Source organism: Ensifer sp., from assembly GCF_035999185.1.
Taxonomy (GTDB): domain Bacteria; phylum Pseudomonadota; class Alphaproteobacteria; order Rhizobiales; family Rhizobiaceae; genus Ensifer.
Map to the genome: position 1 here is coordinate 1 of NZ_DASYHB010000169.1, position 20,776 is coordinate 20,776.

Sequence of the window (20,776 nt, forward strand, 5' to 3'; positions counted from 1 at the left end):
GACGAAGGTTCCGTGTGGCACGGTCAGGTCGACATTGTTGACGGCCCTGAAGGCTCCGAATTCCTTGACGACGTTTTGAAGGGCAAGTCCGGACATTGTGTCTCCGCGAGGATGGTCCCCTCCGCCTCATGGGAGGGTTTCAGGCGGGGAGCAGCCGGCAAGGCCCCTCCCCGTCGTTACGCTTCTTGTTCTCCCCGATTGCCGGGGAGCCGTCAGGATCAGCCGACGATCAGCTCGGTCCACTTCTGGTTCAGCCAATCCGACTTGGTCTGGTAGAGATCGTAGCGCGGAATGATCGGCTCGATATCCGACGAAACGGCTGCGAATTCCTTGTCGGTCAGGTCCGTAACCTCGCGCTTGACGGTCGGGGACGTTCCGACCTTGCGCGACAAGGTCGCCTGGATCGAGGGCTGGCACATGTAGTCGATGAAGATGTGGGCTTCCTCGGACTTCTGCGAGGCGCGCGACAGCGCCCAACAACCGGAGTCCTGAATGCCACCTTCCTTCGGGAAGGTCGAGCGAACGGGATGGCCGTCGGCGGCGGCAAGGCCGGTGACGTCGTGATAGTACTGGCCCATCGGAATCTCGCCCGACTTCAGCGACTGCTCGAACTGCGCCTCGTCGCGGTACCAGAGCCGGACGTTCGGCTTGACTTCGGCGAGCTTATCGAACGCCTTCAAGAGGCCTTCTTCCGTGTCGAGCGCATTGGTGCCGCCGAAGAAGGTCTTCGCCGTCACTTCGAGCAGGAAGGAGTTGGAAACGAGCGCCAGCAGGCCGAGCTTGTCGGCGTTCGCCGGATCCCAGAAGGCGGTCCAGGAGGTCGGCGCTTCCTTGTAGACGTCGGTGTTGGTTACCAGCGTGATGTACCAGGAAACAGCACCGATGCCGGCGATGCGGCCATCCGGATACTTGTTGACGAAGCGGTCGAGCAGGTTCGAGGCGTTCTTGATCTTGGCGGTGTCGAGCGGCGTCCAGAGGTCGGTCGACTGGCCCTTCAGCATCGCCACCTGCGACATCATCGAAACGTCGGCCGGCGCCTGGCCGGCGCGGGCGGCTTGCTCAAGCTGCACGAGCCAGGCTTCGCCTGTTGGTTCGGCGATCGATTCAATCGCGATGCCGGTCGCCTTGGTGAATTCCGGGAAGATGTTCTTGTCGAACGAATCCTTGAAGTAGCCGCCGTAAACGCCGACTTTCAGCGACTTGTCCTGAGCGCGCAGGACCGACGGCATCGCCAGCATGGAAGCGCCGGCAAGGCCGGCGCCGAGCAGCGTCCGGCGCTTGATGGGAGTGGTGATCATTCTCGTTCTCCTTTGTTTCGGCGTTTGCCGCCTCGTTCCCTGTTGTAGTTGATTCCTTACATGTTTTCAGTGCTCAGCGCGATCAGGAACCGCGCAATTCAACGTGCTCTAGTGCGCCGGCGCCCTCCGCTCGAGCATGCGCGCATATTGTGTCAGCGGATAACACAGCACGAAGAAGATCACCGCGACCAGGCCATAGACCGTGAAAGGTTCGAAGGTGGCATTATTGATCGCATTGGCGGTTCTGAGAAGCTCCTCGAAGCCGATGATCGAGGTGAGCGCGGTGCTCTTGATCAGCTGCACGAGGAAGCCGACGGCCGCCGGCCGGGTTATGGCAAAGGCCTGCGGCAGGATGACGAGGCGGAGTTCCTGGACCCTGTGCAGCCCGAGGCTCGCACCCGCATCCCATTGCCCACGCGGCAGCGCTTCCACCCCGCCACGCCAGATTTCGGCGAGATAGGCGCTGGCATAAAACGTGAGGCCCAGTGCCGCCGCCGTCCACGGCTCGATGCGGAAACCGAGCATCGGCAGGCCGAAGAACATCAGGAAGAGCTGCATCAAGAGCGGCGTGCCCTGGAAGAGAGCAATGTAGCCGGAACCGAAGCGACGCAGCCAAGGGCGTTCGGAGATGCGGGCGGCGAGGATCGCCAACCCGACTGCGGCACCGCCGGCAAAGGCGACGGCCGACAGAAGCACGGTCCAGCGGGTGGCGAAGATCAGGTTGCGCAGGATGTCCCAGAAGGTGAATTCGATCATGACACGCCGGCTCCCAGCACACGCCGGCCGCCGGCCACGAAGAGCCGCCTGACAGCCATCGACAGGGCGAGATAGATCAGCGTGACGACGAAATAAGTCTCGAACGAGCGGAAGGTGCGCGCCTGCAACAGATCCGCCTCATGCGCCAGCTCCCGGACCGCGATCTGCGACACTACGGCCGATTCCAGCATCATGATGATCACCTGGCTGGTCAGCGCCGGGAAGATCACCTTCAGTGCCTGCGGCAGGATGATCTTGATGAAGACCTGCCTCTGTTTCAGCCCGAGCGCAAACGCCGCCTCGCTCTGGCCCTTCGGCACCGCATCGAGGCCGGCGCCGACGATTTCAGTCGTATAGGCGGCCATGTTCAGCGTCATCGCGACGATCGCAGCGACGATCGGGTCGAGCCTTATGCCGAGACTCGGCAGGCCGAAATAGATGAAGAACAGCTGCACCAGGAACGGCGTGTTCCTGACGACTTCGACGTAGACGGCGACCGCCTTGCGCAGCACCGAGTAGCGGCTGCGGCGGGCGGCGGCAAAGAGAATGCTGATCAGGATGCCGAGCACCGTGGTGCAGGCGATCAGGAACACGGTCATGGCGGCGCCATGGGCAATCGCGCCCGCGGCGTCCTTGAGCCAACCGAAGCTGAGGCCGTAGCCCATCGTCGCAACCTTTCCTCAAGCGGGCCGCGAGGGCATTGCCCTCGCGACCACCAGGCCTGTTAGTCCTTGAGGTTCTCGGGGTTGAGCGGCGTCTTCAGCCAGGCCTCCGAGCTCGCATTCAGCTTGCCGTCGGCGAGCATCTTGGCGACCACGTCGTTGACCGCCTTCTTCAGGCCCTCTTCGTTCTTGTTGAGGCCGATATGCGACGGCGAGGTCAGAAGCTGGAACTTCTGCTCCGGCTTCAGCGCCTCCTGGCGCGCCAGCACCTGGGCGCCGACGTCGTTGCCGACGACCATCAGCTGGGTCTGGCCGGAAATGAAGGCCTGGATCACGGCGTTGTAGTTGTCGAAGCGCTGGATGTCGGCATTGGCCGGTGCGGCCTCGGTGAGCGAGGTGTCTTCGAGCGTGCCGCGGTTGACGGCAATGGTCTTCTCGGCGAGGTCTTCCTTGCCGGCGACCTTCAATTCGGCCGGGCCGATGACGGCGATGTAGTAAGGCGCGTAAGCAGCGGCGAAATCGATCACCTCGGCGCGCTCCTTGGAGAAGCCGACACTCATCAGGATGTCGACGCGCTTGTCGTTGAGATAGGGAATGCGGTTCTGGCCGGTGACGCTGACGAGGTTGAGCTTGACGCCGAGGCTGTCGGCGATCTGCTGGGCAACATCGACGTCGTAGCCCTTGATGCTCATGTCGGCACTGGCCGAGGAGAACGGCGGGAAGTCGGAGAAGATGCCGACATTGATCTGGCCGGCGGACTTGATATCGGCGAGCGCATCGGCCTTGGCGATGCCGGCGGCAGCCCCCAGCATCAGGGCGGCGGCGAAGGCTGTCTTCAGTTTCGAATGGATCGTCATTGGAATTCCCCTACCCGGAAGCTTTGTGATTGTCAGTCTGGTGGTCGACTGCCGTCTCCGGTCCGGCAGCCGACAAACGTTTGCCAGCCTCAGGCAGACTTGCCCGTGATTGCCGGGCTGAAGACCATGAGGCTCAGGATTTCGAACAGAACCTGCGCACCAGCATGGGCGGTGTTGGTGGTCGAATCGTACTGCGGCGCCACTTCGACGACGTCGCCGCCGACGAGGTTGATGCCCTTGAGACCGCGGATCAGTTCCAACACCTCGCGGGTCGTCAGGCCGCCGACCTCGGGCGTGCCGGTGCCCGGCGCGAAGCTCGGATCAAGGCTGTCGATGTCGAAGGAGAGATAGGTCGGTCCGTCGCCGACGATCTTCCTCGCCTTCTCGATGATCGCGGGAATGCCAAGACCGGTCACCTCTTCCGCGTGGATCACGGTCATGCCGGACTCGTAGGAGAACTCCCAGAGATATTCGGCCGAGCCGCGAATGCCGATCTGAACCACGCGGGTTGGGTCGAGAACGCCGTCAAGCACGGCGTTGCGGAACGGGCCGCCGTGGTGGAACTTGGTAAGGTCGTAGGCGCCACCGGTGTCGCAATGGGCGTCGATATGGATCATGCCGACCGGGCGCTTCTTGCCAACGGCCTTGAGGATCGGATGGGTGATCGAATGGTCGCCACCTACCGACAGCGGCAGGACGCCGGCATCGACGATCTGGTTGATGCGCTTTTCGATGTCGTCGTGGCTGAGTTCCAGCCGGTAGCGGCTCTGGAACGGCACGTCGCCGATATCGGCAACCCGCAGTTCCTGCACCGGGGTGCAGCCGAGCACGTGGTTATAGGGGCCAATGCGCTCGATCGTGCGCAGCGCCCGCGGTCCGAAACGCGAGCCCGGGCGGTTGGTGACGCCGAGATCCATGGGAATGCCGACGATCGCCACCTGCAGATTGCCGAAATCCGGATTCTCCGCGTCAACCGGCATGTGCGGCGCTGTCAGGAAGGTCGGGACGCCGGAGTAAGGGGCAAGACGCGTGCCGCTCTTGTTGAAGATCTTGTCGGCAACCTTGCGGAAGGTCGGGTCGAACAGTTCGCCGCCATGGCTCTCGCCGTACTTCGCCTTCAGCTCGGCAAGCTTGTTGTCGTTCCAGGCCATCGGTCAATCCTCCGTCTTCCATAGCCTGAGGCATGCGCGCAGAGGCGCCACAGAGATGTGTCCGTGGAAAGGGCCGGCTCGTCCGGCGCATTCATGTTCCCCAGGCGTTTTCGCCTTTGTTGACGAATATTAGGCGGCAATTCCGCTAGAAAATCAATTGACATTGTTATAGCGTTTCGTGTGAGAAAAATTCACATCACGGAAACCACCGGAACGCTCCGACTTGTCCAGCCGACTGCCCCCCTTGAACCCCTTGCGCGCCTTCGAAGCGACGGCGCGACGGGGCTCCGTTTCTGCCGCCGCGCGTGAACTCAACGTCACCCATGGCGCGATCAGCCACCAGATCCGGGCGCTCGAACTCTCGGTCAAGGCGGCGCTGTTCGAGCGCGGCGGCAAGCGGCTGAAGCTGACGCCGCAGGGCGCGCTGCTCTTGCCTGCCGTCACTCACGCCTTTGCCGAGATTGCCGCGGCGACCGCGGCGATGACGCGGCCGACGACGAGCGGCGAACTCAGGATCACCTGCGTTCCCGCCCTCCTCTCTTTCTGGCTGATCCCGCGGTTGCATCTCTTCACGGAACACTATCCGGACGTGCGCCTGACGCTGATCGCCTCGAATGACGAGGCCTATCTGCATTCGCCCGATGTCGACGTCTGCCTGATCTATGGCGACGGCAACTGGTCCGGCACCTGGGCGAAGCTCTGGAGCCGGCTCGAGCTTTTCCCGGTCGTCAGCCCGACGCTGCTCAACATGCGGCCTTTGCGCTCGGTGCGCGACCTGCGCGACCACGTGATGCTCCATGGCGACGACGGCCGCGAGTGGAACACCTGGCTGGCGGCGGCCGATGCCAGCGACCTGCAGCGCGGGCAACAGCATTTCATGAGCGACGCCCGACTTTCGACCGAAGCGGCGCTGCACAATCAGGGCGTCGCACTCGGCGACACGATTACCGCCGGCAGCCTGATTGCGCGCGGCGAACTGATCGCGCCCTTTGACCTGACCGTGCCCGCCAACGACGCCTTTTTCGTCGCCTGCCGCAACGAGGTGCTCGCAGCGCCGATCGTGCGCATCTTCATCGACTGGATGTTCGCAACGCTGGAAAGTGACCCGATGCCGGAACTGCAGACATCGGCGCGCACGATTATTCGCAGCCGCACCTCGAAATCCGAAGCGACAGATCGTAAATCGGACAAGGACAGTTTTCAGCCAGTCTCGGCGCCGAACAGCACCCGCCGCCTCGATCGCCCACAGAAGCGCAAAGCAAAAGCCTGAAGCGGGATGAGGAAAAGTGTATACGGTTTCCCACCCGCATCCCGCTTGAACTAATTGATACAGGAACACCCGCCATGCCGCATTTCAACCCGCTCGTCGAAAGGCTCTCGCCGCCGCCCGTACCCTCGGTGCTCGCCTGGGCGAAATCCTACGACGGCTCCCGTGGCCCGTTGATCGACCTGTCGCAGGCGGTGCCCGGCTACCCGGCGCATCCGGACATGCTGGCCTGGCTCGGCGAGGCCGCTGCCTCCACGGCCTACACCGGCTATGGCGCGATCGAGGGCGAAGCGGAGTTGCGCGAGGCCTATGCCGGGCACGTCGCCGGGCTCTATGGCGCTGCGATAACCGCCGACAACATCCACATCACATCGGGCTGCAACCAGGCTTTCATCTGCACGGCGATGGCGATCGCCGGCGCGGGCGACACGATCCTGATGACCAACCCCTATTACTTCAACCAGGAAACGACGCTGTCGATGCTCGGCATCAATGTCGAGCTGGTGCCCTGCGACGCCGGCGCGGGCTTCCTGCCGGAAGTGGACGCAATCACCGCAGCCCTTCATCCGGGCATCCGGGCGCTCGCACTCGTCTCCCCCAACAACCCGACTGGCGCCGTCTATCCGCCGGAGCTGCTTTCCCGCATCCACGAGGCCTGCCGCGCCAAGGGCGTCTGGCTGATCCTCGACGAAACCTATCGCGACTTCCTGCCCGACGCGTCTGTGGCACCACACGGGCTTTTGGCAACCGAAGGCTGGCAGGAAAGTTTCATCGGTCTCTACAGCTTCTCCAAGTCCTTCTGCATTCCCGGCCATCGCCTCGGCGCCATCACCGCTGGCCCGAAGGTCATCGAGCAGGTGACGAAGATCATGGACAATCTGCAGATCTGCGCGCCGCGTTCGGCCCAGGCAGCCGTAGCCAAGGCCATTCCGGCGCTGGTCGACTGGCGTCAGGGCAACCGCGCCGAAATCGCAACACGCGCCGATGCATTGCGCGATGTGATGAGCCGGCTGCCGAAGTGGAAACTCCAGGCGGTCGGCGCCTATTTCGCCTATGTGCGCCACCCCTTCCCCGACATCGACTCGCAGTTCATTGCCGAAAAGCTGGCTAAGCTTGCCGGCGTCGTCTGCCTGCCGGGCGACTATTTTGGCGAGGGCCAGGAGAACTATCTGCGCTTTGCCTTTGCAAACGCCGACGCCGAGACGATCCGCAAGCTGGAAGAGCGGCTGGCGAACTTCACGCCGCCGGGCCTCTGAGACTTTGACGTAACCAGGGAATGCGCGCGGCGTTATCCGCGCCGCGCGATCAGGATGCCGAGAAGAACGATCGCCCCGCCGATCGCCTGCATCATGCCGACCGGTTCGGCAAGCAGCATCCAAGCGAGGATCGCCGCGACTACCGGCTGCAACAAGAGGGTGAGCGAGGAAAAGGCGGGCGGCAGATAGGCGAGCGCATAGGTGATCGCCACCTGCCCCCCGGCATGGCTGACGAAGGCAAGGCCGAACAGCATCACCCAGCCGAAGGCAGTCGGCGGCAACAGCGTCGGCTCGGACAGAAGCACGATCGGCAGCATGCAGATGGCCGCCGACGCCGTGCTCCAGACCATGATCCTGATCGTGCTGAACAGGCTGCGCAGCCGGCCGATCGCCAAGATGTAGCCGGCATAGAACATCGCCGCGACGACAGCGACGCCATCGCCCAGAAGATTGCCGTCGCCAAGCGCCATCGGCCCGCCCTTGAGGGTGACGACACCGACGACCGCCGTCACCAGCCCGATGGCAAAGACAGCGCTGATCCGTGCTCGAAACAGAAGCCAGCTGGCAAGCGTCACGAAAACGGGCGCAAGGTTGGCAAGTAGCGTCGCATTGGCGACCGACGTCTTTGTCAGCGCATAGTGCCAGGCCGCGAGATCGATGGCGAGAAACACGCCGGGCAGCACAAGCAGCGCGTATTCCGAGAGCTTCTGCGGCCGCCGGTCGTTGGCACCTTCGCCGCGAAACCACGACCAGGCGAGAAGCGGGATCAGTGCCAGTGCGACGCGCCAGAATGCGGTCGCCATCGGCCCGACCTCCGATAGCCGCACGAAGATCGGCGAGCCGCCGATCGCAGCACCGCCGATCAGCAGCGCGGCCATGGCGAGGCGGTGATGGGCTTGGGCATGAGATGTTTGAGTCACGAGAGGCATCCGGATTGCAGTCGTCTGGGCAGGAGCCGACGAGCTAGCAGATACCTGTTGCCGGTGACAGTGCTTGTGCGCCGAAGCGTGAACGAAAAACGGCCGCCGCAGATTGCGACGGCCGGGCTCTATTTCTCGGTGTCCGTGTCGTTGCTCAGGCAGCGTCGGGCACGTGCACGGTCTTCACCTCAAGGAAGTCTTCCAGACCGAACATGCCGCCCTCGCGACCGTTGCCCGACTGCTTGTAGCCGCCGAACGGGCTGCCGTAGCGGTGCGGTCCGCCGTTGATGTGCACCATGCCGGCGCGCAGGCGGGCGGCGACGCGCTCCGCGCGCTTCGGGTCGGCCGTCTGCACGTAGGCGGCAAGGCCGTAGTTGGTGTCGTTGGCAACGGCGATCGCTTCCTCCTCGGTGTCGAAGGGGATGATCGCCAGCACCGGACCGAAGACTTCCTCGCGGGCAATGCGCATGTCGTTGTTGACGTCGGCAAAGATCGTCGGCTTGACGAAGTAGCCGGTCTCGAAACCCTCGGGCTTGCCGGCGCCGCCGACAAGCAGACGCGCGCCCTCGGCGAGCCCCGCCTCGATCAGCGCCTGGACCCGGCCGAACTGGACATCGCTGACGAGTGGGCCGATGTGGCTGCCTTCCTGGGTCGGGTCACCGACCCTGGCCTCACGGCCGACGCGCTTGGCGATCTCGACCACCTGGTCGTAGACGCTGCGCTCGACCAGCATGCGGGTTGGCGCATCACAAGACTGGCCGGAATTGTTGAAGCATTCGAGCACGCTGCCGGTGACGCGGTCTTCGAGGTCGGCATCAGCAAAGACGATGTTCGGCGACTTGCCGCCGAGTTCCAGCGTCACGCGCTTGACGGTCTCGGCCGCATCCTTGCTGACGGCGATGCCGGCCCGGGTCGAGCCGGTGAACGACATCATGTCGATGTCGCGATGCTTGGAAAGGGCTGAACCGGCATTGATGCCGTTGCCGTTGACGAGGTTGAAGACGCCGGCCGGGAAGCCCGCCTCGTCGATCATCTCGGCATAGAGCATGGCGTTGAGCGGGGTGAATTCGCTCGGCTTCAGGATGCAGGTCGAGCCGGTTGCGAGCGCCGGCACCACTTTCAGGGCGATCTGGTTGACCGGCCAGTTCCACGGCGTGATCAGGCCACAGACACCGATCGGCTCGCGCAGGATCACGTCGCCGTTTGGCAGCCGGTCGCGGCTCTTCAGCCGCTTCAGCGCGTCGATGAAGCCTTGCAGGTGACCAACGCCGACGTCGGCCTGCTGTTCGCGGGTCATGGTCTTCGGCGCGCCGAGTTCCATGGTGATGGTATCGACCATCTCGTCGTAGCGGCGCTTGTAGACGGCAAGCAGCTTTTCAAGCAGCGCCAGCCGCTCCTCGACGCTGGTCTGGCTGTAGGTGACGAAGGCCTTCTTGGCCGCGGCAACGGCGCGGTCGATGTCCCCGGCCGTGCCCATCGAGATCACCGCGATGGGCTTTTCCGTCGCCGGGTTCAGGACCTCGAGGTCGTTTGCGGCAATGGGATCCACCCAGGCGCCGTTGATGTAGAACTTGCGTTTGTCGAGCATTCGCTCCTCCTTCCCGTCAGTTTGTCTTTTGTTTTTCGGCAAGCCAGTCCCGGATCAGCGTTCGGTAACGCTCACCGGAAAAGCTGGGAAAATGTCCGCCGTGAACGATACGTGCGGGTATCGTCAGCAGCCGTTCCATCGACGCCAAGTAGTCGTCGGCATTGGAATGATAGGTGTCCTCGATCAGCGGCCCGTCATAGAGGATATCGCCGGAGAACAGAATGCCGGTCTTTGCCTCGAAGAGCGCGATACCGCCGGGCGAATGGCCAGGTGTATGGATCACCTCAAACACTCGGTCGCCGAGGTCGATATGGTCGCCGTCCTCCAACAGCCGTGTCGCCGGCGCCGCCTTCACCGAATAGGTGGTCGACGCATAGGGTTCGGGCGGCAGCGCTTCGAAAATCTCGTCGGCGACGTAGGGGTCGGCGAGCGTGTTCTTGCGTGTCGGACGGGCGAGAAGATCCGCCTCCGAAGAATGTACGCAGCGGCAGTCGAACTCATGGTGGCAGCCGATATGGTCGAAATGGGTGTGGCTGGCGACGGCATCCAGGGCACGTTCGGTGACGAGGGGCACCCATTGCCTCAGCGACACGACACCCATGCCGCTATCAACCAGCATGTCGCGGTCGCGGCCGCGCACGTGCCAGATGTTGCAGCGGTAGAACTCCTGGATATAGGGCTCGTCGATGGCGGTGACGTCGTCGTCGAGCCGCCTGACGCGATACCAGTCCCTGGGGGCAATTCTCTGCATGGTGCTACGCATGTCCGCCTGACGCGGGCAACGCTACGACGTCGCTGGCGCGCACCGCAAGTGGCACGATCTCGCCTTCGCGCACGCTTGCCGATTGCGGCAGGTGCGCAACCAGCGCCCGGGTGTCCGTGGCGCAAGGCTGCAGATGGCAGCGATAATGGGTGCCGAAGAAGGCGCTTCCAGCGACGCGCGCCTCGCCAAGCGCCACCGTTGGCCCTTCCGCCTTGTCGTCGGCGCGGAAATGCTCCGGCCGGATCGTCAGCGTGATGCGGTCGCCGGCCTTCGGCGCGGATGCCGTGAAGTTCTTCGCCGGCAGCGCCAGGCTGCCGAGCGGCGTTTCGACATGGGCCGAGCTAGCGTCTGCCGCCGCGACACGGCCGGAAACGAAGTTGACCTCGCCCATGAAGCCCGCCGAAAACAGCGAGCGCGGCCGCATGTAGATTTCGGACGGCGGGCCGAAGTCCTCGATCCGCCCCTGGTTCATCACCACGATGCGGTCGGCGATCGCCATCGCCTCTTCCTGATCGTGGGTCACGTGTACGAAGGTGGTGCCGACCCGCTTCTGGATCGCCTTCAGCTCGTCCTGCATCTGACGCCGGAGCTTCAGGTCGAGCGCGCCGAGCGGTTCGTCGAGCAGAAGCACATCAGGATCGACCGCCAGCGCCCGGGCGAGCGCCACGCGCTGGCGCTGGCCGCCCGAGAGTTCATGCGGCCGCTTGCCGGCCGATGCCTTCAAGCCCACGAGATCGAGGAAACCGAGGGCCTTTTCGTCGCGCTCGGCCTTGGCAAGCCCGCGCATCCTGAGCCCGAAGCCGACATTGTCGACGAGGCGCATATGAGGAAACAGCGCATAATCCTGGAACATCGTCGTCGTCGGGCGCTTGGCCGGCGCCACATAGGTCATGTCCTTGCCGGCGATCGTCACGCGTCCCGCGCTTGGCGACTGGAAACCGCCGAGGATTGAGAGCAGCGTGGTCTTGCCACAGCCCGAAGGTCCGAGCAGGACGATGAACTCGCCGGCGCGGATATCCAGCGACACGTTGTCCAGTGCCGTGAAGGCACCGAAGATCTTGCTGACGTTTTCGATCGAGACGGAAGCGGTCATTGTTTTTTCGTCCTTCCGAACAGGGAAAACTCAAGGATGAGAAGCACGGCGACGGAGGCGAGGAACACCAGCGAGCCGATGGCATTGGTCTTGGGGTTGAGGCCGGAGCGCAGCAGGCTCCAGATTTCAACCGGCAGCGTCACGTCGAAGCGCGACAGCAGGAAGGCGATGATGAACTCATCCCAGCTGAAGGTGACGGAGAGGAAGAAGGCAGCGAGGATCGATGGCATCAGCATCGGCGCCGTCACCAGCGTCATCACCTTGAAATCGTTGGCGCCGAGGTCCCGCGCCGCCCGCTCGATGTTGATGTGGTGATCGCCCATCGAGGCGTAGATGATGGCAAAGCAGAGCGGCAGGTTGATCACCACATGGCCGATGCCGACCGTCATCAGCGACAGCGGGATGTGCAGCGCGTTCATAAGCGACAGAAGGCCAAGCGCGATGATCAGGTAGCTGACGGTCATCGGCGCGATCAGCAGGCCGCGCTGCAGCGCCGAGCCCGGCAGCTTGTAGCGCCCCAAGGCATAAGCGGCGAGGAAGCCAAGCAACACAGAGATAGTGGAGGAGACGAGCGCCACGACCATCGAATTGCCAAGCGCTGCCATCAGCTTGCGGTCGGCGAAAACCGCCTCGTACCATTGAAGCGAAAAGCCGTTGAACGGCGGCACCGGCAGGCGGCCATCCTGGAAGGAAAACAGCACCAGCACGGCGACCGGCAGGAAGATGAAGGCGTAGACGAGGGCGAGATAGGCCCAGGAGAGCACGCTTGCGGACATGTTGCGCAGCATCGTCAGGCCCTCTCGATCTTCAACCAGCGGGCGCAGGCCACGTAGGCGACGGTGACGGCCAGCATCAGCACGATCGACAGCGCTGCCGCCATCGGGAAATCCGCCCGGCGACCGAGCTGCAGCATGATGATCTGCGGCAGCACCAGCTCGTTGTTGCCGCCGAGAATCTGCGGCGTGACATAGTCGCCGATGCAGAGCACGAAGGTGAGGAAGGCGCCGGTCATGATGCCGGGCAGCGTCAAGGGCAGCACCACGTGCCAGAAGGTCTGGAAAGCGTTGGCGCCGAGGTCGGCCGCCGCGCGCCGATAGTTGGGCGACAGCTGGATCAGGTTGGAATAGATCGTCAGCGTCAGGAGCATGACGAAGAAGTGCACGAAGCCGATCACCGTCGCCGTCCGGGTACTGGCAAGTTCGAGCGGCTCAGAGATCAGGCCGATGTTCAGGAACAGCTGGTTGATCACCCCGTTCTTCGACAGCACCAGCAGCCAGGAATAGGAACGCACCACGTAGGAGGTCCAGAACGGCAGGATCGCCAGGATCAGCGCCATGCGCTGCAGCCGCTTCGGCACTCGCTCAGCGATGATCCAGGCAAGCGGATAGGCAAGCAAAACCGAGATGACCGTGACGATGACGGTGATTTCCAGCGAATTGACGAGCCCCTGGAACAGCGCATTCTCCGAGAAGAAGCGCGCGTAATTGTCAAAATTCCAGACGCGGACGAGATCCCGCCCTTCCCGCTTCCAGAGGCTCATCGCGGCCATGAAAGCGAAGGGCACGACGAAGAAGGCGATGGTCCAGAGCAGCGCCGGCGCGACGAAGCCCCAGGCCTTGCGGCGGTCGGCGTCTTCGAGCGCTGTCGCTGTTGAAAGGGTTGCGGCTTCTGCCATGGCTATCCGGGCTCTAGGGTTTGCGGGCATGGTTCGCCCTTGCGCCGCCGTAGCGGCCCACACCGAGGATCAGGCGGACGCGACATGGATCGCGCCCGCTGTTGTCGTTACTGCTGCAGCATCTCCGTCCAGGCGTCCTGGAACTGCTGGTCGAGTTCGGCCGACGGGATCGGGTAGAGCTGGGTCTTCTTCAGGTATTCGGCCTGCTCGTTGAACCGCAGCGCCGACTTCTGCTGGTCGTTCAGGAATTCGCCCGCCTTGGCATTGGCCGGCATCGCCCAGTAGCAGGACGAGGTGGCAAGCCGCGCCTGGCCCTCGGGGCTCAGGATGTACTGGACGAATTTCAGCGCCAGATCCTGCTTGGTCGAATCCTTCATCACGCCGATCGACTGCGCCCAGCGCACCGCGCCTTGCTCGGGAATGGTCCAGTCGAGGCTCGGCTTGTCGGCATTGAGTACCGCGGTGATCCATTCACCGCCGCCGACGAGGATATCGACTTCACCGGTGGCAAGCGCGGTCTGCGAGGAGACGACGTCGCTCACCTGCTTCGACATGGCACGCATTGCCGCAAGCTTTTCCTTGATTGCCGGCATGTCCGCTTCGGTGAGCTCGGAGGTCTTCTTGCCGAGCCCGAGGCCGACGAGGCCGATCATCGGCAGGTAATAGTCATAGAGCGCGATGCGGCCCTTGTACTTGTCCGACCAGATGACCGACAGGTCCTGCATGTCCTTCGGGTCGACCTTGGTCTTGTCGTAGGAAATCGTGTTGTAGCCGAACTTCTCGGTGACGGCGTAGGTCTTGCCGTCCTTGGTGTTGTTCGCCTCCATGCGCACTTCCGGGAAGATATCGGCGGTCGGCAGCTTATCGGCCGGTATTTCGGCGAGAAGGTCGAGATCGATGGCGCGGTGCACGTCGACGCCGTCGATCACGAGCACGTCCCAGTCGCCCGGCTGCGACTGATCGAGGATCGAGAGCCCTGCTCCGGTGCCCTCATAGACCTTGACGTTCACCTTGACGTCATTGGCCTTCTCGAACGGCTCGAGAAGTGCCGGATCCGTATGGTCGCACCAGACGAGCGCATTGAGCTCTTCCTGGGCAAAGACCGGCGCGGGTGCGGCGACCGTCGAGAGTGCGGCAACCGCGACTGCGGCGGTGGAGGAGAAGAAACGGCGCAGACGCGCACCGTGACGAACTGACTTCATCATGCTGTTGCCCTCTTGTTTTGACGCTCGTTCCGGCGTCTTCAAAAAAAGATTGAATGAATTCATTTTTTAAGTCAATCTCAATTTTGAACCAATTCATAATTCGGGGAAACATCAGATGACGGGACTGCGCGCACGGCAAAAAGCCGATCGGAACCGGCGTATTCTTGACGCCGCTGGCGCGCTCTTTCGCGAAGTGGGCTATGACAGCGCGCGCATCGAGGACATCGCCGAACGCGCCGAGATCTCCGTCGGAACGTTCTATAATTACTATGAAAACAAGGGTGACATCCTGCTTGCCACCGTCTCGATGGAAGTCGAAGAGGTACTTTCCGCCGGCCGGACGATCGTCGACAACCCGCCCGCCTCCGTCATGGGCGCGCTGGACGCTCTGATCGGCGAATACTACGACCACTCGCTCTACTATCTCAGCAAGGAGATGTGGCGCACGGCAATGGCGATCTCCATCCAGCAGCCGGAGAGCCCGTTCAGCAAACGCTATACCGAACTCGACCGCAGGCTCTGCGAGCAGGTCTCGACGCTGATCCTCAAGCTGAAGGCAAAGGGCGTCGTTGCGATCGATGTCGACGCCGAAGCGGTCGGCGAGATGCTCTTCCACAACCTCAATACGATGTTCACGGAATTTGCCAAGCGCGAGACGATGTCGCTCGACGACCTCAAGGCTCGCGTCTCGCGCCAGAACAGGCCGCTTGCGACGTTGATCGCGGCGCGCTGATCAAAACAAAACACGGCCGGAGCGATGCTTCGGACCCTCGGAGGAAACAACATTATGCAAGATCTCGAACGGTCGGTGCTCGCCGCCGCCGACAGACTGGTCGCGGCCTTCGCCCGGCACGACCGCGCGTCCTATTTCGCAGCCTTCGCGGCCGATGCCACCTTCATCTTCCACACGCTCGACCGGCCGCTCCTAAGCCGCGCCGCCTATGAGGCGGAATGGTCGCTGTGGGAGGAACGGGATGGTTTTCGCGTGCGCGCCTGCCGGTCGAGCGAGCGGCATGTCCAGGCGGTCGGCGATGTCGCCGTCTTCACGCACCGGGTCGAGACCGAACTGGAATTCAATGGTGAGCCTGCGATGGCGGACGAGCGGGAGACGATCGTCTTTCAGCGGGCACCGTCAGGCGACTGGCTGGCCGTACACGAGCATCTGTCGCGCCAGAGTTGATATCGGGAACAGGCTAGAGGGCGCCAACAACAATGGCGCTGACGAAGGAGAACGCGGCGACAATGGCAATCGCGTGCGGGACCAGATGGACGACGGACCGGCGCTGAGGTGCGGGTGCATAAAGCGCATATCGGGATTGGACCATCGGCCTCGAAGCGTTCATCGCGTCTCTCCGTCGTTTCATCCGCGGACACGTGCCCGCCTTCTCTCTTGTTCTCCTATATTCTCGATTGAGTTTGTAGATATTATTTTCCTGAAATGGCGCGAACCGTAAAAAATCGGTTCGGCCCCGAAAAAGGCCGTCAGTGCCGATTGCGGTCGCGGTCCTGGATATGTTTGGACCAGGTCTCGCTGAACCACGGCGTCAGCAACGAGACATCCGAGCCGCGATGCGAGCGCGTCAGCGCGCTGTCCATCTCGACGCAGGTCCAGACCGTAAAGCCCGTCAATTCGTGCTTGCCGAAAGTCTGGATCAGCGGAATGTCGGCCGCGTCGCGACCACGGGCGACCGCGATGCGCCCTGCCCGCCGCTGGTTGTTCTTGGCGTCGAAGGTGTGCCAGCGGTCACCAAGAAAGACCTCGAACCACGCGTTGAAATCCATCGGCGCCGGGTTGTCGCTCTTCGGGATATCGGCCATGTAGCCGTTCACGTACCGCGCCGGCATGTTCATGCAGCGGCAGAAGGTGATCGCCAGATGGGCATAGTCGCGGCTGACGCCGACGCGATCCTCATGCGCTTCGAGCGCCGTGCGCATCGTCTGCGCATAGCCGTAGCTGAAAACCAGGCGCTCGTGCACGTAGTCGCAGATGGCCTGGACCCGCGGCCACCCGGGTATCGCATCGCCAAACAGCCGCCAGGCAAGCGCGCCCATGCGGTCCGTTTCGCAGTAGCGGCTTGCGGCGAGATAGGGCAGCCATGCGGCCGGCAGACTTTCGACCGGCACCGCGTCGGCCAACGGGTCGGAAGCGTCGAGCCGGCCATCGTCCTCGATCACTGCATCATACGAGAGCTTGAAGTCGCCTTCGGGTACGGTCATCCGGAAGCATGTGTTGCCGTGCGGATCGGTAATCTCTTCCATTTTCACGAGCGGCAGGGACACCGGCCCATGCTCGCGCCGAAGGTTCGGACGCCGCTCCGGCACGACGGAAAGATAGGTCATCATCGGGGTCGGCTGCGGACAGCGAATGCCGATTTCATAGCCAAAGCGCACGAACATCTCGAGATCCCCCAGGAAATCAATCGGGAACTACCGCTCCCGGGTTGCTGCCCGCAGGAAGCCCGCGGGCACTCCTTGGTTTCGGTTTGCACGCGACAACTTCGCCAAAGGGCAACGGCCGCATGCCGGAGATGCAACAGGCCCAACCCTCATCGGGCGTGCCGATGCCGTAGAAGAACGATAGTACCGCATCGGGATGCGGGCGCGGAATCACATTTCGCCCATAAACCCATCGCAGACCGCCACGTAGCGTGGCGGTCCGTCGGTCAAAACGCCCGCGGCAGCGGATTGTTCCGGCGTGGCTCCTATAGGCCGGCAGCATCCTTGAACTGGTACCACCAGGAACCGATCGTCGAATATTGCGCGCGGAACATGCGGCCGCCCGGGAACGGATACCAGGGCAGTTTTTCAAAGACGTCGTAGCGGGTCGTGTCACCGTCGATCGCCTCGGCGAGCGTACGACCGAAGAGGTGCGAGCCGGTAACGCCGTGGCCGCTGTAGCCATGGGCGAAATAGGTGTTGCTGCCGATCCGGCCCATTTGCGGTACGCGGGTGAAGGAGAGCGCGAAGTTGCCGCTCCAGGCATAATCGATCTTCACGCCCTTCAATTGCGGAAACACCTTTTCGAGATTGGGCTTCAGCTTGGCGACGACGTCGGCCGGGTCGGTTCCGCCATAGACGGTACCGCCGCCGAAGATCATCCGCTTGTCTGCGGAAAGCCGGAAATAGTCGAGGATGTAGCGCACGTCCTCGACGCACATATCGCTCGGGATCAGCGAATGGGCCAGTTCTTCGCCGAGCGGCGCTGTCGTGATCATCTGCGTCGAGACCGGCATGACCCGCGAGACCAGCTTCGGCACCGCGTCGCCGAGATAGGCATTGCCGCAGAGCACGACGATGCGCGCCGAAACCTCGCCACTTTCGGTATAGGCGGTCGGCCTTGCGGCCTCATGGTCGACGCGCGTCACCGGCGACTGTTCATAGATCGTGCCACCGATGCTCTCGAAGGCGCGCGCCTCGCCGAGCACGAGGTTGAGCGGATGCATGTGACCGCCCGTCGTGTCGAGCATGCCGCCGCAATAGGCGTCCGACTTGACGAGTTTGCTCAGTGCCTCACGGTCGAGAAGCTGGTGATCGTCCATGCCGTATCTGCGCCAGAGCGCCTGCTTGGCTTCGAGCTCCTTCATGTGGGCAGGTGTGTAGGCCGCATAGATGTTGCCCGGCTTCAGGTCGCAGTCGATCTGGTACTGGCTGACGAGGCGGCGGATGATCTTGCCGCCCTCCTGCACCAACCCGCCGATGAAGCGCGCGGCATCGTCGCCATAGCGGCGCTGGATCGTCGACAGGCTGGCATTGAGACCGTTGACCACCTGGCCGCCGTTGCGACCCGAGGCGCCCCAGCCGATCTGCGCCCCTTCGACGACGACGACCTTGTAGCCCTTTTCCGCAAGATGGATCGCCGTCGACATTCCGGAATAGCCCGCACCGACGACACAGATGTCGGTCTCGACGCGGCCCTGCAGCCGGACCGGCGTGCGGATGATGTTGCGGGAAGCGGCGTAATAGCTGGTCGGATAGTTGCCGTCGCCGGCATAAGATTTCTGTTTGGTAAGCATCAGACGATTTCCAGATAGGCGCTGAATTCGTAGTCCGTGACCTGCTCGGCAAAACCGGCGATCTCCTGGCGTTTGCAGGCAATCAGCATCGAGCGCAGCACGGGATCGAAGATTTCGGCGGCAATCGGTCCAGCCTCGAAGGTGTCGACCGCCTGCCCCCAATCCGAGGGAATTTTGGGCAGTTTCTCCGCTGCATAAGCCCGACCGGAAACCGGCGCCGGTGGCTTCCATTTGTTGCGGATGCCGACGAGTGCGGCGCCGAGGATCGCGGCGATAACGAGATAGGGATTGGCGTCGGCACCGGCGACGCGATGTTCGATACGCCGTGCTGCAGGATTGCCGCCGGGAATGCGGATCGCCGAGGTGCGGTTCTCGTACCCCCAGCAGACGGCCGTCGGCGCATGCGTATCCGGCCTCAAGCGCCGGTAGGAATTGAAGTGCGGCGCAAAGAGCAGCGTCGTCTCCGCCATGCCGCGCAGCAGCCCGGCAACCGCATTCTTCAGCATCGGCGAGCCCTCGTCGCTGCCATCGTTGAAGACGTTGTTGCCCTCCTCGTCGAGCAGGCTGAAATGGATGTGCAAACCGTTGCCCGAACGGGTGCCATAGGGCTTGGCCATGAAGGTCGCCGCAAGGCCATGTTTGCGCGCCACGCCCTTGACGATGCGCTTGAAGAAGATGGCGTCGTCGGCCGCCTTCAAGGGATCGTCGGTGTGCAGCAGATTGATCTCGAACTGGCCGATGCCGTTCTCGGCAATCGCCGCATCCGCCGGCACGTTCTGCCGGGCGCATTCCTTGTAGACGTCGGAGAAGAACTCGCCGAAATCGTCGAGTTCGTCGATCGACAGGATCGCGTCGGAATCGAGCCGCTTGCCGGTATAGGGCGAGATCGGCGGCACCGCGCTGTCGGGCTCCGGATCGATCAGGTAGAACTCGAGCTCGGTGGCAACAACAGGGCGGAGGCCCAGTTCCTTGTATTCGCGCACGATCGCAGCCAGTGCCTGGCGCGGATCGGCAAGGAACGGCTTGCCGTCTTCGAGCTGCAGCCAGAGCGGCACAAGCGCGCTCGGTCGCGAGGTCCAGTTGACCGGCAGCGCGCCACGGCCGGTGACGCCGCAAATGCCGTCACGGTCGCCGCTCGCAAACACCTGCTCGCTGTTGATGATGTCCTCGCCCCAGACATCGACGCCGACGATCGAAAGCGGCATGCGGATGCCGCCGCCAAGCACCTTTGCCGCCTGCTCCACCGGCACGCGCTTGCCGCGCATGATGCCGTTGAGGTCGCAGACCACCGCCTGGATGCTCTCGATCGGCCCGTTCTGCTCGAGCCATGCCTTGAATGCGCTGGGATCTTCCGCGTCGAGCGACATATCGCAAATCTCTTTTTGTGATCACATTTTCTGAAAGTTGACATAATTCAGGAATTGGAGTCAAGCATGAGCGATGCTATCAGGCGTTTGAGGTAGAGCGGGGCAGCCGAAAGTGTATGCGGCTTCCACCCCCATCCGCTTTCATCGCGTGCCCAGGCAAAAGGACATGTGCACTTGAAAACTCTCGTTCTGCCGCCACTCGGCCGACCCGACGGCATGACCACGCACGACTACGCTTTCAACCGGCTCAGGCAGGCGATCATGGTCGGCGCTTTCCGACCCGGCACCTCCGTCACCATTCGTGGCCTGGCCGAAGCGCTCGAAAGCAGCCCGACCCCAGTGCGCGAGGCACTACGGCAGCTCACCTCCATCGGCGCCCTGCAGTTCCTGGAAAACCGCCGCATCGTCGTGCCGCACATCACGCCTGCCCGCTTCGAGGAGCTGATTTCGCTGCGCATCGCGCTTGAGAGCCATGCGGCGCGACGGGCGGTCGCCCATCTCTCCGAACGCCAGATCGAGAAGATCGCGGCAATCGACGACAGTATCGAGACCGAAATTCGCAAAGGCGACAAGGTGGCGGCGCTGATCGCCAACCAGGCGTTCCACCGGATGATCTACACCGCCAACCCCGACGCGGTCGCCATGCCGCTGATCGAGAGTGTGTGGCTGCAGCTCGGCCCCATCCTCGGCATCGCCATGGAGCATGTCACCGAACTCTACGTCGTCGACCGCCACCGCGAGGCCATCGATGCTCTCAGGCGGCGTGACGAACAGGCCGTTGCCGATGCGATCGCCGCCGACATCCGGGAGGGGATCGGCGGCTTCGACCAGCAGGCGGTCGCGCGTCTGTTGCGGCTGGCTGCGTGAACCGCCACAGGTACCACCCGGCCAGGAATTTTAGTGTG

20 protein-coding genes are annotated in these 20,776 nt (G+C 63.1%); 5 read left to right on the forward strand and 15 right to left on the reverse strand.

The window, feature by feature from the left end; translation table 11 throughout:
• Nucleotides 1–218: 218 nt before the first annotated feature.
• The 5 genes from VGO04_RS21325 to speB form a co-directional block, all read right to left on the reverse strand.
• Entirely contained in the window at nt 219–1,298 is a 1,080-nt protein-coding gene (locus VGO04_RS21325) for an ABC transporter substrate-binding protein (RefSeq protein ID WP_327497950.1), read from the reverse strand.
• Between the two features lie 108 nt (nt 1,299–1,406).
• Nucleotides 1,407–2,054 (reverse strand): amino acid ABC transporter permease, encoded by a 648-nt coding sequence (locus VGO04_RS21330; RefSeq protein ID WP_327497951.1) that lies wholly within the window; start codon nt 2,052–2,054, stop codon nt 1,407–1,409.
• Nucleotides 2,051–2,719 (reverse strand): amino acid ABC transporter permease, encoded by a 669-nt coding sequence (locus VGO04_RS21335; RefSeq protein WP_327497952.1) that lies wholly within the window; start codon nt 2,717–2,719, stop codon nt 2,051–2,053. Before VGO04_RS21335 ends, VGO04_RS21330 begins: the two co-directional genes overlap by 4 nt.
• A gap of 59 nt (nt 2,720–2,778) precedes the next feature.
• The gene (locus VGO04_RS21340) at nt 2,779–3,573 is read right to left on the reverse strand and encodes a transporter substrate-binding domain-containing protein (protein WP_327497953.1); all 795 of its coding nucleotides are present in this window, start codon (nt 3,571–3,573) and stop codon (nt 2,779–2,781) included.
• 89 nt (nt 3,574–3,662) lie between these two features.
• A complete protein-coding gene (speB, locus tag VGO04_RS21345; protein ID WP_327497954.1) occupies nt 3,663–4,724 on the reverse strand; it encodes an agmatinase in 1,062 nt (353 codons plus the stop codon).
• Nucleotides 4,725–4,947: 223 nt separating this feature from the next.
• Between speB and VGO04_RS21350 the strand changes: the two genes are divergently transcribed.
• Both VGO04_RS21350 and VGO04_RS21355 read left to right on the forward strand, forming a co-directional pair.
• The gene (locus VGO04_RS21350; RefSeq protein ID WP_327497955.1) at nt 4,948–5,994 is read left to right on the forward strand and encodes a LysR substrate-binding domain-containing protein; all 1,047 of its coding nucleotides are present in this window, start codon (nt 4,948–4,950) and stop codon (nt 5,992–5,994) included.
• A gap of 74 nt (nt 5,995–6,068) precedes the next feature.
• Nucleotides 6,069–7,247: an aminotransferase gene (locus VGO04_RS21355; protein ID WP_327497956.1), complete on the forward strand. Its 1,179-nt coding sequence runs from the start codon at nt 6,069–6,071 to the stop codon at nt 7,245–7,247.
• A gap of 32 nt (nt 7,248–7,279) precedes the next feature.
• Here the strand turns inward: VGO04_RS21355 and VGO04_RS21360 are convergent, their stop codons facing one another.
• From VGO04_RS21360 to VGO04_RS21390, 7 genes are all read right to left on the reverse strand, one after another.
• The gene (locus VGO04_RS21360; RefSeq protein ID WP_414650579.1) at nt 7,280–8,176 is read right to left on the reverse strand and encodes a DMT family transporter; all 897 of its coding nucleotides are present in this window, start codon (nt 8,174–8,176) and stop codon (nt 7,280–7,282) included.
• Between the two features lie 145 nt (nt 8,177–8,321).
• Complete coding sequence (locus tag VGO04_RS21365) at nt 8,322–9,755, reverse strand: aldehyde dehydrogenase family protein (protein ID WP_327497957.1); 1,434 nt, start codon at nt 9,753–9,755, stop codon at nt 8,322–8,324.
• Between the two features lie 16 nt (nt 9,756–9,771).
• Entirely contained in the window at nt 9,772–10,506 is a 735-nt protein-coding gene (locus VGO04_RS21370; protein WP_327497958.1) for an MBL fold metallo-hydrolase, read from the reverse strand.
• Between the two features lie 4 nt (nt 10,507–10,510).
• Entirely contained in the window at nt 10,511–11,611 is a 1,101-nt protein-coding gene (locus VGO04_RS21375) for an ABC transporter ATP-binding protein (protein ID WP_327497959.1), read from the reverse strand.
• Nucleotides 11,608–12,399, reverse strand: a complete 792-nt coding sequence (locus VGO04_RS21380) for an ABC transporter permease (RefSeq protein ID WP_327497960.1) — start codon at nt 12,397–12,399, stop codon at nt 11,608–11,610. Before VGO04_RS21380 ends, VGO04_RS21375 begins: the two co-directional genes overlap by 4 nt.
• Before the next feature lie 2 nt (nt 12,400–12,401).
• The gene (locus tag VGO04_RS21385) at nt 12,402–13,286 is read right to left on the reverse strand and encodes an ABC transporter permease (protein ID WP_327497961.1); all 885 of its coding nucleotides are present in this window, start codon (nt 13,284–13,286) and stop codon (nt 12,402–12,404) included.
• Between the two features lie 107 nt (nt 13,287–13,393).
• Nucleotides 13,394–14,488 (reverse strand): ABC transporter substrate-binding protein, encoded by a 1,095-nt coding sequence (locus VGO04_RS21390; RefSeq protein ID WP_414650580.1) that lies wholly within the window; start codon nt 14,486–14,488, stop codon nt 13,394–13,396.
• Nucleotides 14,489–14,606: 118 nt separating this feature from the next.
• Here VGO04_RS21390 and VGO04_RS21395 point away from each other — a divergent pair, with 118 nt between their 5' ends.
• Together VGO04_RS21395 and VGO04_RS21400 are read left to right on the forward strand one after the other, a co-directional pair.
• Nucleotides 14,607–15,224, forward strand: coding sequence for a TetR/AcrR family transcriptional regulator (locus VGO04_RS21395; protein WP_327497963.1), 618 nt, complete (start codon nt 14,607–14,609; stop codon nt 15,222–15,224).
• A gap of 54 nt (nt 15,225–15,278) precedes the next feature.
• A complete protein-coding gene (locus VGO04_RS21400; RefSeq protein ID WP_327497964.1) occupies nt 15,279–15,671 on the forward strand; it encodes a nuclear transport factor 2 family protein in 393 nt (130 codons plus the stop codon).
• A gap of 302 nt (nt 15,672–15,973) precedes the next feature.
• Here VGO04_RS21400 and VGO04_RS21405 read toward each other — a convergent pair whose 3' ends face one another.
• The 3 genes from VGO04_RS21405 to VGO04_RS21415 all read right to left on the reverse strand — a co-directional run bounded on the left by VGO04_RS21405 (nt 15,974) and on the right by VGO04_RS21415 (nt 19,871).
• The gene (locus tag VGO04_RS21405; protein WP_327497965.1) at nt 15,974–16,888 is read right to left on the reverse strand and encodes a transglutaminase family protein; all 915 of its coding nucleotides are present in this window, start codon (nt 16,886–16,888) and stop codon (nt 15,974–15,976) included.
• A gap of 305 nt (nt 16,889–17,193) precedes the next feature.
• Nucleotides 17,194–18,507: an FAD-binding oxidoreductase gene (locus VGO04_RS21410; protein ID WP_327497977.1), complete on the reverse strand. Its 1,314-nt coding sequence runs from the start codon at nt 18,505–18,507 to the stop codon at nt 17,194–17,196.
• Nucleotides 18,504–19,871 (reverse strand): glutamine synthetase family protein, encoded by a 1,368-nt coding sequence (locus VGO04_RS21415; protein ID WP_327497966.1) that lies wholly within the window; start codon nt 19,869–19,871, stop codon nt 18,504–18,506. Before VGO04_RS21415 ends, VGO04_RS21410 begins: the two co-directional genes overlap by 4 nt.
• 174 nt (nt 19,872–20,045) lie before the next feature.
• Here VGO04_RS21415 and VGO04_RS21420 point away from each other — a divergent pair, with 174 nt between their 5' ends.
• The gene (locus VGO04_RS21420; RefSeq protein ID WP_327497967.1) at nt 20,046–20,738 is read left to right on the forward strand and encodes a GntR family transcriptional regulator; all 693 of its coding nucleotides are present in this window, start codon (nt 20,046–20,048) and stop codon (nt 20,736–20,738) included.
• The last annotated feature ends 38 nt before the right edge of the window (nt 20,739–20,776 follow it).

What these genes read in the sequence shown, in the direction of transcription:
- VGO04_RS21375 (WP_327497959.1), bottom strand. Translation starts at nt 11,611, where the DNA reads ATGACCGCTTCCGTCTCGATCGAAAACGTCAGCAAGATCTTCGGTGCC.
- VGO04_RS21335 (WP_327497952.1), bottom strand. Translation starts at nt 2,719, where the DNA reads ATGGGCTACGGCCTCAGCTTCGGTTGGCTCAAGGACGCCGCGGGCGCG.
- VGO04_RS21325 (WP_327497950.1), bottom strand. Translation starts at nt 1,298, where the DNA reads ATGATCACCACTCCCATCAAGCGCCGGACGCTGCTCGGCGCCGGCCTT.
- VGO04_RS21330 (WP_327497951.1), bottom strand. Translation starts at nt 2,054, where the DNA reads ATGATCGAATTCACCTTCTGGGACATCCTGCGCAACCTGATCTTCGCC.
- VGO04_RS21355 (WP_327497956.1), top strand. Translation starts at nt 6,069, where the DNA reads ATGCCGCATTTCAACCCGCTCGTCGAAAGGCTCTCGCCGCCGCCCGTA.
- VGO04_RS21385 (WP_327497961.1), bottom strand. Translation starts at nt 13,286, where the DNA reads ATGGCAGAAGCCGCAACCCTTTCAACAGCGACAGCGCTCGAAGACGCC.
- VGO04_RS21370 (WP_327497958.1), bottom strand. Translation starts at nt 10,506, where the DNA reads ATGCAGAGAATTGCCCCCAGGGACTGGTATCGCGTCAGGCGGCTCGAC.
- VGO04_RS21405 (WP_327497965.1), bottom strand. Translation starts at nt 16,888, where the DNA reads ATGTTCGTGCGCTTTGGCTATGAAATCGGCATTCGCTGTCCGCAGCCG.
- VGO04_RS21365 (WP_327497957.1), bottom strand. Translation starts at nt 9,755, where the DNA reads ATGCTCGACAAACGCAAGTTCTACATCAACGGCGCCTGGGTGGATCCC.
- VGO04_RS21400 (WP_327497964.1), top strand. Translation starts at nt 15,279, where the DNA reads ATGCAAGATCTCGAACGGTCGGTGCTCGCCGCCGCCGACAGACTGGTC.
- VGO04_RS21380 (WP_327497960.1), bottom strand. Translation starts at nt 12,399, where the DNA reads ATGCTGCGCAACATGTCCGCAAGCGTGCTCTCCTGGGCCTATCTCGCC.
- VGO04_RS21340 (WP_327497953.1), bottom strand. Translation starts at nt 3,573, where the DNA reads ATGACGATCCATTCGAAACTGAAGACAGCCTTCGCCGCCGCCCTGATG.
- VGO04_RS21395 (WP_327497963.1), top strand. Translation starts at nt 14,607, where the DNA reads ATGACGGGACTGCGCGCACGGCAAAAAGCCGATCGGAACCGGCGTATT.
- VGO04_RS21390 (WP_414650580.1), bottom strand. Translation starts at nt 14,488, where the DNA reads ATGAAGTCAGTTCGTCACGGTGCGCGTCTGCGCCGTTTCTTCTCCTCC.
- VGO04_RS21360 (WP_414650579.1), bottom strand. Translation starts at nt 8,176, where the DNA reads ATGCCTCTCGTGACTCAAACATCTCATGCCCAAGCCCATCACCGCCTC.
- VGO04_RS21415 (WP_327497966.1), bottom strand. Translation starts at nt 19,871, where the DNA reads ATGTCGCTCGACGCGGAAGATCCCAGCGCATTCAAGGCATGGCTCGAG.
- speB (WP_327497954.1), bottom strand. Translation starts at nt 4,724, where the DNA reads ATGGCCTGGAACGACAACAAGCTTGCCGAGCTGAAGGCGAAGTACGGC.